This window comes from Mesotoga sp. UBA5825, assembly GCF_002432955.1.
Taxonomy (GTDB): Bacteria; Thermotogota; Thermotogae; order Petrotogales; family Kosmotogaceae; genus Mesotoga.
This window is the reverse complement of record NZ_DJHG01000117.1, coordinates 1-13,741: the sequence shown is the minus strand read 5'-3', so window position 1 is coordinate 13,741 and position 13,741 is coordinate 1. Positions and strand designations below refer to the sequence as shown.

At 46.7% G+C, this 13,741-nt stretch carries 13 protein-coding genes; 9 read left to right on the top strand and 4 right to left on the bottom strand.

The features are described 5' to 3' along the window. Positions 1–590 precede the first annotated feature (590 nt). Entirely contained in the window at positions 591–1,532 is a 942-nt protein-coding gene (locus B3N33_RS11580) for a hypothetical protein (protein ID WP_292593440.1), read from the top strand. A gap of 1 nt (position 1,533) precedes the next feature. On the opposite strand, the gene B3N33_RS11575 is transcribed toward B3N33_RS11580, so the two are convergent. Further along, positions 1,534–2,808, bottom strand: a complete 1,275-nt coding sequence (locus B3N33_RS11575) for a fasciclin domain-containing protein (RefSeq protein ID WP_292593439.1) — start codon at positions 2,806–2,808, stop codon at positions 1,534–1,536. A gap of 525 nt (positions 2,809–3,333) precedes the next feature. Here B3N33_RS11575 and B3N33_RS11570 point away from each other — a divergent pair. From B3N33_RS11570 to B3N33_RS11550, 5 genes are all read left to right on the top strand, one after another. Beyond that, the gene (locus B3N33_RS11570; RefSeq protein WP_292593438.1) at positions 3,334–5,100 is read left to right on the top strand and encodes an ATPase; all 1,767 of its coding nucleotides are present in this window, start codon (positions 3,334–3,336) and stop codon (positions 5,098–5,100) included. Between the two features lie 103 nt (positions 5,101–5,203). Further along, positions 5,204–6,097: an ABC transporter ATP-binding protein gene (locus tag B3N33_RS11565; protein ID WP_414674216.1), complete on the top strand. Its 894-nt coding sequence runs from the start codon at positions 5,204–5,206 to the stop codon at positions 6,095–6,097. 152 nt (positions 6,098–6,249) lie between these two features. Beyond that, entirely contained in the window at positions 6,250–7,209 is a 960-nt protein-coding gene (locus B3N33_RS11560) for an ABC transporter permease (RefSeq protein WP_349682169.1), read from the top strand. Next, complete coding sequence (locus B3N33_RS11555; protein ID WP_292593436.1) at positions 7,202–8,266, top strand: ABC transporter permease; 1,065 nt, start codon at positions 7,202–7,204, stop codon at positions 8,264–8,266. Before B3N33_RS11560 ends, B3N33_RS11555 begins: the two co-directional genes overlap by 8 nt. A gap of 79 nt (positions 8,267–8,345) precedes the next feature. Continuing rightward, on the top strand, positions 8,346–9,539 hold the full coding sequence (locus tag B3N33_RS11550) for an FprA family A-type flavoprotein (protein WP_292593435.1): 1,194 nt from the start codon (positions 8,346–8,348) through the stop codon (positions 9,537–9,539). Positions 9,540–9,674: 135 nt separating this feature from the next. On the opposite strand, the gene B3N33_RS11545 is transcribed toward B3N33_RS11550, so the two are convergent. Genes B3N33_RS11545 through B3N33_RS11535 form a run of 3 tightly spaced genes read right to left on the bottom strand, consistent with a single transcriptional unit; the run spans position 9,675 to position 11,148 of the window. Next, positions 9,675–10,658 carry an acyl-CoA dehydratase activase gene (locus B3N33_RS11545; RefSeq protein WP_292593434.1) on the bottom strand — a complete coding sequence of 328 codons (984 nt, stop codon included), beginning with the start codon at positions 10,656–10,658 and terminating at the stop codon, positions 9,675–9,677. An 8-nt stretch (positions 10,659–10,666) separates the two neighbouring features. Further along, a complete protein-coding gene (locus B3N33_RS11540; protein ID WP_292593433.1) occupies positions 10,667–10,864 on the bottom strand; it encodes a hypothetical protein in 198 nt (65 codons plus the stop codon). Positions 10,865–10,911: 47 nt separating this feature from the next. Beyond that, the gene (locus B3N33_RS11535) at positions 10,912–11,148 is read right to left on the bottom strand and encodes an acyl-CoA dehydratase activase-related protein (RefSeq protein WP_292593432.1); all 237 of its coding nucleotides are present in this window, start codon (positions 11,146–11,148) and stop codon (positions 10,912–10,914) included. A 216-nt stretch (positions 11,149–11,364) separates the two neighbouring features. On the opposite strand from B3N33_RS11535, the gene B3N33_RS11530 reads away from it, so the two are divergent. The 3 genes from B3N33_RS11530 to B3N33_RS11520 form a co-directional block, all read left to right on the top strand. Further along, positions 11,365–12,249 (top strand): DUF4382 domain-containing protein, encoded by an 885-nt coding sequence (locus B3N33_RS11530; RefSeq protein WP_292593431.1) that lies wholly within the window; start codon positions 11,365–11,367, stop codon positions 12,247–12,249. Positions 12,250–12,371: 122 nt separating this feature from the next. Continuing rightward, entirely contained in the window at positions 12,372–13,082 is a 711-nt protein-coding gene (locus B3N33_RS11525) for a hypothetical protein (protein WP_292593430.1), read from the top strand. A gap of 6 nt (positions 13,083–13,088) precedes the next feature. Further along, positions 13,089–13,741 (top strand): response regulator transcription factor (locus B3N33_RS11520; RefSeq protein WP_292593429.1); only part of this gene is annotated, 653 nt, incomplete at its 3' end.

Sequence of the window (13,741 nt, the reverse complement as noted above, 5' to 3'; positions counted from 1 at the left end):
TCCAGCATGGTTCCTCCAATCGATGGCAACCACTCGCTCAGCATTTTTATCTCGGTTACGCCATTTCCGGGAACGATAGGTGGGTCCTCCCACATTGCCGTGAATGAAAAGGCCGAGAGAATCACGACAACCACAACAGAAGAAATGAATATCAAGAATTTGAAGTGTCTTTCCAAGTATACCAGTCCCTTCTGCCTCGAAGAAACCCAACTCCGTCTGCATTTCGCATATCTACAAGAACTCAGCAAAAACAAAGCTCCAGTTAGAGGGTCGCTGAATTCAATCAGGTATCTGGGAGGCTTGTGAATGATGGTACGATATAATGATTATACTACTGAATTCTGTGCAAGGAGGACTTTGAAAAAATGTCAACCTTTTAGTAATTTCAAAGCAATAAAAGTCTATACATCCAAACAAATGCATGCAGTCTAATTTACTCACGTTATTATGGTCGAATAACTATCGGATTTCTCATTGAAGATCAAAGACTTGTGTTTGATGATCCTTTGACTCTTGACTTGCCGTTGGGGAGTTGATTTCGCTTAAGAACAGTGGTTCTGGGAGTTCTTGCGAATTATTCGGAGCTTGAGATGAGATGGCTAGGTTTTGCATCACTTGTATTTATGACCCTTCTTCTGTTTGTTCAAACAGCAGTTTCATCGCTGGATTTCGAGATTATCATGGTGCCATTTCTTTCGATAATCGTTGTCGGATTCGTATGGGAGGCTTTCAGAGAGTTGCCCCCCAAACGTTCATCTGACGTAAGCCTTATGGGATACGTGACCTCGGTGGTTTGGGTTAGCGCAGGCACATTGACGGCGTATTTTGTAAGCATTTATCTTGGGCTTGGAGCGATAGTGGCCGCAGCGCTCGTTGGTCTTGTAGGTGCTGCGCTAGTTAAGGACCACGCTGTTGAAATCTATTGCGGGGCTTTCGTTGGAATGGTCTCTCCCGATGTTCTTCACGACTTAGGACACATAGTTTTGGCAGGGGTGATCGCAGGAACACTATACTCCATCGCCAGGGACGTCTTTGAGGGTTATGGGGGAAAGCTTGGGGCAATAGCGTTCAGCAGCTGGATAATAGTTTCTACAAGCTCTAGATGTGAACTAATTGACGTACTGCTCGAATTTCGTCACTTCGGGATAAGTATAATGCTCTTCAGCCTGGCTTCAGCAGTACTGACGTATGTGTTGTCCATAAGACTGAAAAACGGTCCCGTCGTTGCATCCAGCCTGGTGAGTCTACTTGGAGGGTTGCTACTGCCTGCATTTGGAGCCGAAAACGCGGCAGAACTGGCGGCCGTTGTGATGGCTGCCTCCTTTGTCGGTATGTCATCCAGAGAGAAGTTAAGGAGCGAAAAGGCAGTTCTCTTCAGTGCGCTGATTATGGGGATAATGTTCATATATAGCGCGAATCATTTCGGAGGAGCCGGAGGAAAGCTAGGAACGCTCGCTTTTGGAAGCGTGGTCTCATCGAGGGGACTGGTATCCCTCGGAAAGATGATTATCCGAAAGAGAGCTGTTAACTAGACTAGTGTTCGATTATCAAGGGAGATTCGATTACATGGATTACTCCGTCTCTGCACAGAATATCTCTTTCGATTATCGGGATTCCGTTTACGGTGGACTGATCACTTATCCTTATGTTCAAGGGCTTTCCATTTGCCGCAAATATTGTCTGAGCGATCCTCAGTTCAGAGTGCAGATATTCGTTTGGAATGATGTGATAGGCTAGCAGTTTCCCCAGGGATTCTCGGTAGCTGGAACCCAGCTTAAGATCCTCTTTAAGATTGATGAGTGCCTCATTTGGTACAGCAAAGACGGTGATCCGATGTTCCTCGTTTGATTGATCATCGAGATCCAGATTTTCGAGAAGTGTCCGCATGAGATCGAATCCCTTTTCTTCAAGAGCCTCCTTGATTGATGGCAGGGTTCTCCGAGAACTCTGGGGGAACATCACATGATCGATTATATGTATGATTCCGTTTCTTGCTTCTATGTCGCCCACGATTATCAGGGTGTCTTGAATGCCCAACCCGGATTCAGTTACTTTCACCTCAATTATCTCCCCTTGTAGCGATCTCACTTCGTTTTCAAGGATCAAATCACCAGTTGTGAAGAGACCTTTTGATATGTGATAAAGAAGCACCTCACTTAGCCATTCCGGGTCACTCATTAGAGCTTCCATTGTTTCACATGGAATTCTGGCGAAGGCAACATCGCTCGGCACGAAGATGGTTATCGGACCCTCACCTTGCAAAGCATCCACAACGGCCGTCTCTTCAAAAGCAGACACTGCCATGTCCAGTATTCCTGTATTCCTCATTACCTGGGCGATGTCGGGCTCTTCACGGGGGAATATCACAGAATCTATCACATGAATTATGCCGTTCGATGCCTGGATGTCCTTGACCACTATTGTTGAACCGTCAACTCTTACGCCGCCTCTAGAATCGATCGCAAGTGACTGACCGAGAAGCGTGTCGATCTCGGGTTTCTGAACGATAACTTGAGATGTCATTTTGCCGCTAACAATATGATATAGAAGAACTCTCTGTGAGTAAGAGGCATCAGCTGAAAGCTTCTCGCCAGTTGCAGGGGGAAGCTTAGCAAAAGCTCCGTTAATGGGTGCAAACAGAGTGAAAGGTCCTGGGCCTGATAGGAGAACGTCAAGCCCTGAGGACTCGACTTTTCTTGACAAATAACTAAGCTCTTCAGTTTCACGCAGCATCGAAAGAATATCGTTTTGCCCAAAAGCAATTAGCGATGAAATCACTATAAGAACAAGAAGCAAATTCCTTACCATCACCTCACCTCCTCGGACGAGGACCGAAGATTGTGCCCATAAGAATTCTACAACGAAAGCCGAATTTCAGTTATCGATTTCGGTGTAGTAAAAAAACGGGAGACGGGCAACATCGACCCGGCTCCCGGAGAAGGATTAAGCGAAGCTACTTCTTTGGTGTCTCTTTCTTGCCTTCTTTTTTTGCTTGTTTCTTGACTTCTTTCTTCTTGTCCGCCATACTGGACACCTCTTTTTCTCGCGGCTCATGGCCGCTTCATCAGAATTCTAGCACCCTTTCGTCCAAGTTGTTCTTGACAACAATCCTCCTACAGGCGATCAAGGGAGTCTGGAAGAGATTATGGGCAACTAAAGACGAAGAAGGCACGTTTTTTCCTTCACAGACGATTTTGAACTATCAACAAAAGAGAGTTCGAAAGACCTTCTTCAGGAATGGCGGCTTAGCTTGCCGCCACTTAATGAGCCATAATGAATTTAACTGGCCTGCAAGTATAATATACTAACGGCAGATTTAGGAGGCTAAGAGAGATGAGGAGCATTTTGATCAATGGGGAAGTTGCTTATAACGCTTCTTCGCAGATACTCAACAGCGATACTTTTAGAGAGATACTTGCAGAACTCATAAGAGATTCCGAAGAAAAGAAGAACTCGCTTCTTTCATTGTTCGAGCCGTTTCTGAAGAATACAGATACAGTAGATACCTCCATAAAGTACGATATCGAGGGGATTATAGAGCTTCTTCTTGCACTTACGATCGATCCGATTGAGAAGATTGACGGTTCACCGTATTATTCCTTCCCAAAGATGAGCAACAAGAAAGAACTTCTTGTAAGGTTTGTCGAGAGCTTGTTTTCTCTGTGGAGAAACAAGCACAGATTCATAGTCAAGAGAGATGAGTACACCCCGAATCGTTTCGATAGAATTTTCAAGCAGATGGTTCTTGTAAGAACCAACACAGACCTGAAGGGTTTGGTACTCAGCCTGTACAGGCAGATACTGATAAATGTTTCCGATGTCAGACTAAAGATTTTGAGACAGGAACCAGGTGGTGCTCAGGTGGGATTCATTGTTGATCGCCCTGAAGTAGATGAGAGAGTTAGGGTGGACGGAGCCGACTTTCTGTACGACATGGCATGCGTCTGGAGTATAGTCTTCGAGCCGCCGGTAATCTTCTATACCAGGTCAAACAAAAGACAGGGATTGTTTAAGGTCTATGACAAGCCCGTTCTGAGAAGACTGGATATCTCTTCGAGAAAAGACTGGTTCTTGTTTCCCATTCACGTAGGCTCCAAACTTGTCTTCGTGGTGGTAAACAAAGAGTACCTGGCTCTGGCTGCCGGTCTGGGGAATCTATTCGAGCTCGCGAGTTTCGATATCGTCAAGCACAAGAAGCCCGATGGCATATACGTTTTGGGATTTGACAACTCTTTCTTCGAAGAGAGAGGGGACTTCAACGGAGTTATTTACAGAGAAGACGATGGCACTTATGTGGGAGTAGTCGGAGACGATCCCACGATAGACTATTTCGGCTACATGAAAAAAATGATACTCACAATTCACAACTTGCTTGTGATCGATGAAGGCAGGCTTCCGATTCATGGAGCTCTGGCTCACATAAAACTGAGAAACGGAAAAAAGGCCAATGTAATGCTGATTGGTGACAGCGGAGCCGGTAAGTCCGAAACCCTCGACGCTTTGAACAGGCTTTCTTCGGAAGTATCCGAGGTAAACATCTTGATCGATGACATGGGATCTCTCGACATAACTTCATCCGGTTCCGTGGTCGCATACGGTACTGAAACGGGAGCCTTTGTACGTCTTGATGATCTTCAGCCTGGGTATGCCTATTCAACGATGGATCGAAGCATATTCATGAACCCTAACGAGATTAATGCCAGGGTGATTGTCCCCTATTCCAACTATACGGAGATCATTAAGCCGACAAAGATTGATTATTTCCTCTATGCAAACAACTTCGACGAGAACACTGAGGACGACCTTCGCATTTTCAGTGATCCTTCCGAAGCGGCGGAGGTCTTTTCGAGCGGTGCGAGGATGGCCAAAGGGACTACATCCGAGAAGGGTCTGACTTACAGTTACTTCGCGAATCCTTTTGGAGCAATTCAAAGGCGAGATAAACATGAGGTAATAGCCGATCGTTATTTAAAAGCCATGATAGAAGCGGGGGTAACGGTTGGCGAGGTCAGGACGAGGTTAGGAATACCGGGATTCGAGATGGACGGGCCTCTGAGGGCCGCTAAGGCTATGTTGAAGGCTATAGACGAGCAGGACTGAGATAGAGCTGACGCCTGTTTCAGCTGGTAGAATCTATAGTATTGGAAAAGACTGACGTTTCGATAGGGTGGTGAAAGAAGTGTCGAAAACCGTAATTGAAGTGATGAATCTCCGGAAATATTATGGCGACACGAAGGCAGTTGACGGAATAGAATTCGATCTCAGAGAGGGAGAAGTACTTGCCATTCTAGGTCCCAACGGCGCCGGCAAGACCACAACTGTGGAGATGCTTGAGGGGCTGAGGAAGCCAGACGGAGGAACGATTGAGTATTTTGAAGAGAAGTTGCCTCCTTCCAGCGAAAGGGTGAAGGAGGAGATCGGTGTTCAGCTCCAGTCGTCGAGTTTTTTTGAATATCTCTCTGTCAAAGAGACTCTTGACCTTTTCAGAGGTCTTTACCGGAAGAGTATTCCATCAAGAGATCTGATCAAAGAGGTCTCGCTGGAAGATAAAGCGAAAACCTACACAAAGAATCTCTCGGGAGGTCAGCTTCAGAGGTTGGCAGTTGCAGTGGCTCTTGTAAATGATCCAAGAGTAGTGTTTCTGGATGAGCCCACCACCGGACTGGACCCTCAGGCAAGGAGAATGTTGTGGGAGACGATATTGGCCCTTAAGAAGAAGGAAAAGACGGTAATCCTTACGACTCACTACATGGAAGAGGCAGAACGACTGGCCGATAGAATAATCATAATGGATTACGGAAAGATAATCGCTAGAGGGACTTTGGATGAGCTCATTGACTCTATCGATGCGGAAAATATCGTCACTTTTAGTGTTCAGGGAGAGGATCCCGTACCTAGGGAATTTCTGGATATGGAAGGCCTTCAACATGTTGAGAATCGCGATTATTCGGTGACAACGAGGGATGTAGAGAGAATTCTAGGTCGGCTTTTCGAGAGATCGAAGAGATTTGGCCTTCTCCTGGACGATGTTACGATTCGAAAGCCCAATCTGGAGGACGTCTTTATCACCCTTACCGGCAGAAAACTGAGGGACTGAGGTGGATTTTATGAGCAGATTGTGGAATTTCACGTCAGGGCTTTTCAAGAGCGAAATCAGAGAGTTCCAGGTGATGTTCTGGAGTTTCATCTTTCCCCTGATTCTATACTTCATACTGACNNAGGGAGGAGAATCTTGCGGGATTTGGAGAGATTATCGACGAAGTCATTGAAGGGATCTCCTCGGAGAGCGGTCCGTTTGTCAAGAAGGAGTACGAGTCAATCGACGATGCTCTAGATGATCTTAGGGAGGGAAGGCAGGATATCGTGCTCGTTATTCCCGCCGGAACCAACTCAAAGATGACAAGCGCGTTGGCGCTGAAGATGGGCGAGGTGCCCCTTCGAGTTCACTATATCAGCGGCAAGGAATCGTCCTCGATCGCTTCGAGCATTATGGAGGAAGTAATAAACGAAGTGAATCTCGAGATCGAACGGCGGGGCGGAGGAGATTTCCTAGACATTGTGACGGAGACAAGGGTTATCTCCGCAATTGAAAAAGAGCCCTTTGACTACAAAGAGTACATCTTTCCGGGGGTTGCTTTGATGATGATTCTTTCGGTAGCACTTTTGAACAGCCCCATTGGTCTAATTCAGTACAGAGAGTCCGGGGTGAATAAGAAACTCTACACTACGCCTTTGAGATCTCTTGAATACTTTGCTGGCCACTTCGTCAAATTGATAATAACTATGCTTATCTCGCTGGTGCTTCTGTACCTTGTGGCCACTTTTGTCTACAGGGTGGGCGGTTCAATCTTCGATATCAGGTTTATCCTGACTCTGCTCTTTTCAATGATTGTTACGATATCTTTTGGTCTAATGATAGCTTCCTTCTCGAAAAAGCTCTCAACAGTTTCCGTTCTCGGGCAGACTCTGTACCAGATAATGATGTTTCTCGGGGGCCTTTACTTCCCCGTATTTGATCTCCCATGGGGGATCCGTTGGTTGGTCTATGCATTACCGACCACCTATCTTGTCGAGCTCAGTAGAAGGGTAATGGGTTACCAATTCGCGCCGCTTTCGGTGGGCTGGCTGATAGTGGTACCTCTAATCTGGACTACATTCTCACTGCTCGTTTTTGCCGCGAATTTCAAGAAGGTGATGGGCTATGAGTAGAAACAAGTTGAAAGCTGTCTTCATCGCCTTTGCAAAGGAAGCGTTCAGAAACAAGCTCGAAGTCTTTTTCACGTTGTTCTTCCCGATGATATTCCTGCTGCTCTTCGGTTTCTTTTTCGGCGGCTCAAGTGATTATCAAAAACCTTCCGTAGGCCTTTATCAGACCGGAAGTTACGATATTTCTCCGGTAATTGAGGACACGGGGGCTTGGAGTCTAAGCCTCTTTGACGATGAGACGAGCCTGGAAGAAAAGATAAAAAGCGGAGATATCTTGCTTGGAGTTACATTCGATGGTGAGAAAATCTCCTATCTGTACCGTGAGGGTGATGTTGGTCAGCTGAGTACAATAGAAATGGCCAGGGCAAGTATCTCGGCGGCCATTGAGAAGAAAATCAACAATGTGAAGTCTCTGATTGTTGTTGAGAACATCCCCGAGACAGCTGGAAGAGTTCGCGCAACCGATGCCGATTATACGATGTCTGGCGTCGTAGCGATCTCTCTCCTTTCGGCCGGGATGTTTTCAGTGATAAGCGTCTTCGGAAGGTACAGAAAGAGGGGAGTTCTAGATAGATTCAAGATCACTCCGCTCAAACCCATGACTTTCATTCTTGGAAGCACTCTGACTAGATTCCTGGTTAGCCTTGTATCGATACTCCTAATCATGATTGTGAGCAGGTTGCTGTTCAGGACTACCTTCCAGACAGATTGGTTGCTATTCCTTATCTCAATAATCTCCTCCACTTTGGGGATGATGGCACTTGGACTCTTTCTGACGCTTATTTTCAGAAATCCGGAGACGGCAGAAACTGCTGCAAGTATTCTTATGGTTATAATGGTCTTTCTGGCTGGCATATATTTCCCTCTCTCCTTTTTGCCCGATTATCTGAGAATAGTGTCCGCGTTTCTTCCTGTAAAGTATGTGGCAGAACTTATGAGGCATTCCCTTGGAATAGAGTTGGTCTCTACAGCGTACTTTGTCACAACTAATGTCGTGCTATCCTTCAGTGGAGTATTGCTTCTTTACTTCACCGGAAAGCGTTATTTGAGAGCTTCTTGAGAAAGGGCGTATAATCTGTTTTTCGAGAAAACATGATAAAACCGTGTTGATATAATGAATCTGAAGGGAGGCTTTTTGAGTGAGTGATACTGTAAGAATTGCTGAAGGGATACACTGGATAGGAGTGAATGACTTTGAGACTCATCTTTTCGAGGCGCTATGGCCGCTTCCAAGAGGAGTGTCCTACAACTCATATATCTTGATAGATGATAAGGTCGTCCTTATAGATACAGTGAAGGGTGCATTCTTCTCTGCTTTTCTCGATAAGATCAAGTCTCTGCTACCTGAGGGGAAGAAAGTCGATTATCTTGTCGTCAATCATATGGAGCCAGATCACTCCGGTTCGATTAAGGTTTTGAGAGAGGCCTTTCCTGACCTAAAGGTGATCGGAAATGAAAAGACGATAGAAATGCTCCATGCATTCTATGATGTCACAGATAATTTGATCGCAGTCAAGGATGGTGAGGAGCTAGAAATTGGTTCAAAAACTCTGCGGTTCTACATGACACCAATGGTTCACTGGCCAGAAACAATGATGACACTTGAAAAGACCACGGGCGTGCTGTTTTCAGGAGATGCCTTTGGAGGTTTCGGCACACTTAACGGAGGGATTTTCGACGACGAAGTTGATGTAGATTTCTTTGAGGATGAAGTTCTCAGATACTTTTCAAACATTGTCGGCAGATACAGCTCTATGGTTCAAAAGGCGTTTGAGAGACTATCGCGTGTAGATATAAAGATCATCTGCGCTACTCACGGGCCGGTTTGGAGAAAGAACCCTTCAAGGATTCTCGATCTTTACGATCGCTGGAGCAGACAGGAGACAGAGGAAGGGGTCGTTCTGGTGTACGGTTCAATGTACGGGAACACCCAGAAAATGATGGAGGCGGTGGCCTCGGGTCTTGTCGAGGGGGGAGTCGAGAAAGTCAGGGTTCACAACATATCGACGACGCACATATCTTTCATTATCAGAGATATCTGGAGGTTCAGAGGGCTGGTAATGGGAAGTTGCACTTACAACATGGAGCTGTTCCCGCCGATGAAGCAGTTAGTAAGTGCGATAGAAAACAGGATGATGAAGAATCACAAGATAGGTGTTTTCGGTTCCTATACCTGGAGCGGTGGAGCCCTGAAAGAGCTTCAGCAGTTCGCTTCGAGATCAAAGTGCGATCAAGTGGGACCCGTGATAGAAGCAAAAAGCTGTCCAACGCAAGAGGATCTCGACAAGTGTGTTGAACTGGGTCTGAACATGGCAGCGGCGATAAGGTCATAAACTAGGGCCTGTCTCTTCTGCAAAATCAATTGGAAAGCATTTTGCGAGAATTGTGATCGGCACAGATAATTGAGAGATCTAATTCAACTGAATAGCTCATTTATGAAGATTTCAGAAGGAACGACAAGGAGCCTCTCAAGTGGTAGAGGCTCTTTTCTTTCTTCTCAGCTGCTCTTGCCATTTGCCGCACCGGTCGCCCCAAACTGCTACTATTTTTCCGTCGGCTTTCGCGTTGATTACTTCGCGGCTGTTCGAACAACCGTTGCAGGTGAAACTTGAAGGGCGGAAGTCGAGATTCAAGTAGTCGAAGCCCTTGAAGGACGTCTCTTCAGGCTTTCTCTCGATCTCCTCGCGCGCAAGAATCACGCCGCCAATGGCTCCCATGACTTCGTAGTTACTCGGCACAATTACTTCATGTCCGACTGCCTCTTCAAATGCCTTCTTTATTCCCTTGTTGGCTGCAATTCCCCCTTGAAAGACGAAAGGTGGTTCGAGCTTCTTTCCTCTTCCGAGATTGTTTGTGTAGTTCCTGACAAGTGCTTTGCACAAACCCCATATAATGTCGGACTTAGAGAAACCGTACTGTTGTTTCGCTATCATATCGGACTCTGCAAATACTGTGCATCGCCCTGCTATCCTAACTTCTGTCGTAGCCTGAAGGGCGAGATCGCCAAACCTCTCTATGGGGACTCCGAGCCTTTCTGACTGATGATCAAGGAAGGAACCGGTTCCTGCCGCACATACAGTGTTCATGGCAAAGTCGGTTACCATACCTTCTCTTATCGGTATTATTTTCGAATCCTGGCCTCCTATCTCAAAGATCGTCGTCACTTCTTTGACTTCTCTTAATGCGGCCACTCCGTGAGCGGTAATCTCGTTCTTAACAATATCTGCCCCAAGGAGGACGGCTGCTAGCTGCCTGCCACTGCCGGTGGTTCCAATGCCAAGGACGGTGAGATCGTTGTGTTCTTCCCTCAGCCTTGAGAAACCAAACCTAACGGCGTCCATAGGTTGACCGTTGGTTCTGACGTAATACTTGAAAACTATATCTCCGCTTTCGGAAAGCGCCACTATGTTGGTACTCACCGAACCGACATCTACTCCAGCAAGAATCTCCACAGAAATCTTCACTTGTTTGCGGCAATGCGTTTGCGCTTAGAGTTTCTAATAAGATCGACAAAAGCCTCTATTCTCGTCAAACTGGAGACTCCAAGTTTACCGGCAATTGGATGAATCAATCTTGGTGAAGAGATATCTTCAGTACTGCTTTGAATGTCCAGTGTGAGCAACTTCGACCTGACGGACGGGATTCCATGTTCAATCATGTGGGTAGTCCCATGAACTTAGGGCAGAAGTACTTGCCCTTCTCAACTTAAACCATTCTGGGCACAAATACATAACCAACGCCCTGATCGACCAATCTGAGGACGTGACTGTTGTATATCTTGATCGGAACGCAGATCTCTGAAACAGAGACTCCGATGCCTCTGTCAATCGTCTTCTTGTCGGTCTTCTGCGTTGTAATTACCTCTATTCTCAGTTCTTCAAAGAGATGGACCCAGTACGGCCCGTAATAATATAAGAGTGCTCCAGCTATTCCTATCCTCAACTTATCTCTTCCCCACCGACCCGTACCGACAGGGCGTGGCATTTGACCAATATCAAATATAGCCACCCGTTGTCGACTGGAACAACGCTGGCAAAGTAAAAGCTTCTGATCAGGACCAGATTCGGACAGCTCCTGTGTGCGATGGTTTAATCTCTCTTTAATTACATAGGGGATAGACTTGGTTTACAACCAAACGAAGAAGGGAGGTTAAAGAAAATGAAAAAGCTACTATTCTTGATTGTCTTGCTCTCCGCGCTTTTCTTCACTGGGTGCGTGGATCTTACTTTGCCAGAGGCTGACAGGGGAACGGTGAGAGTTGTCCTTACCGATGCGGTAATTCCTATCGAAGAGATTGACTCTCTTATCCTAAGGATTGAAAGCATAAAGCTCTATGGACCCGAGGAGGTTCCTCCCGATGAATACGAGCCTATTGTGATTGTCGACGAGGCATTTGAAGTAGACATTCTTACTCTTGTGGGAGCGACTTTCAAACTGCCCGACACTACAGGAGTCGTCGGTGTATATAACCAGTTGCGGATAGAAGTGTCTGCGGCAACTATGACGGCCAATGAGATAGTCTATCCAGTCACCGTCAACTCTGGATCATTGAAGATCAACAATTTGGGACTCGAGATTGACGAGGGTTCTGTGACTAATGTTGTTCTGGACTTTGACTTGTCGAAATCCCTGAAAATCAACGGCCGGTGGGAGGACATCGTCAGTGAGGCCGAGATCTCAGGCGAGAAGAAGAGCCACGAAGACAAGGTCCACATGACGCCCGTAATCCATGTGCGCCACGGAAGCCTTTTCGATGTAACGGGAGTTGCCTCTGCGGATCAGTTGCCTCTCCTTGCAGCGCTGTTCCCAGAAGTTGATGGCGAGGCTCTCACGACGTTTACCCATATCGACAATCCGATTTGGGAGGAAGGCGAGTTCAGATTCTGCAAGGTTGGTCCCGGAGAATATAGGCTGGAGTTCTTCGACAATTACATGGATGAAGGTTTCTCGGTCGATGAAAGCGAATCCAGATACCAGTCCCTTTCAGTTACCGTTGTAGATAAAGACGTCGATCTTGGTACAATTGTCTTGGTTGAGAAATAGGTGCATCATACAGTTAAGTCTCGTTCTGTCCTCAATGAGTTTGGGTTGAATAACCGGAAAGCGCTAGGGGATTCATCCGTTCAACACTGTCGATGGTTTGCGGAAGTGAAGGTGGAACTCATATGAAAAGAGTCATCTGTCTCGCCTACGCTGTTGCTTTGGTGTTTTCAGCCGCACTTTCGGTTGGTACTGTGCTTGAAAGCGAGCAGTCTTTGCTTGGTTACCTGGTTGGGGGCGGGGACTTTGAGCTATCACTCAGCATCACCTTAATTCAGAAGGTGCAGCGGATAGCTGCTGGTGAGATTCTCGCTATCTTTGTTCTTCCCGAAGGGTTGATAAGGGTTGTGACCGACTCCAGAGTAGTCACGCTCTCTTCAGACGGTGAGATTTCCGAAATAACGGAAGCTAGCGAGACCGGCATTTTATCAGAAGTAAAGATAATTGACGCCTTCTCTCTTGTTTCTCTGCAGTCAAGGGAGGAGGTTCGCGGTATCTTTCTGGTACAGGAAGAGAACGGTCACTTCTGGCATGTAATAACTGAGACGATGTCCTACAGGTTGGCAAGCAGTTTTGCTTCTACGCTGAGCGTAACGGCAAATGAGAAGGCGCTTGAAGAGGCAAGCGAGAGACTGCGGAAGTCCCTGGGCAAGAAAGAGGATTTGACTCCTTCGGAAAAGCCTGGCAAGCCCGATGATCCAGGTAAGCCCGGCGATCCGGGCAAACCCGATGATCCAGGTAAGCCCGACGATCCGGGCAAACCCGATGATCCTGGCAAGCCCGACGATCCCGGTCAGCCAGACACTCCTCCCGGCAAAGAAAACGGAAAGAATTGATGCTCGATGAAACTCTTGATAGTTGAAGATGAGAAAAGACTGCTCGATAATGTCGTCTCTTTTTTTGAGCGTTCCGGATTTCTTGTGGATGCCTCTCAGAATGCAGAAGAAGGACTGGATCTTGCCCTTGAGCGCAGCTATGATTGTATTGTCCTCGATGTTCTCCTGCCCGGCATGAACGGTTATGAATTCTGTCGCTTTCTGAGAGAAGAGATGAAGTCCGATGTCCCCATAATAATAATTACAGCACTGGGCGAAGTCGACAGCAGAATTGAAGGCCTTGAGATCGGAGCCGACGATTACGTTCCCAAACCGTTCGATCTGCGTGAGTTAGAGGCAAGAGTGAGGGCTCTTGTAAGACGGAATCAGCTGAAGATAGAGTCGATAGTACAAAGCGGTCCTCTCCGTTACGATTCGAGAAAGCAAGTCTTCACCTGCTCCGGGGGAAGACTGGACTTGACCTCGAGAGAGGTTTCAATCTTCGCACTGCTCTTCCGAAACCCGGGAACTGTCTTCTCCAGAGAAGAGATAACCGACAAGATCTGGGAAACAGGCTTTGAACCGCGCAGCAATATTGTTGATGTTTATATTAACTACATTAGAAGGAAACTTGAGTCGGCTGGGATGTATGACGTGATCGAAACGGTTCCGGGAAAGGG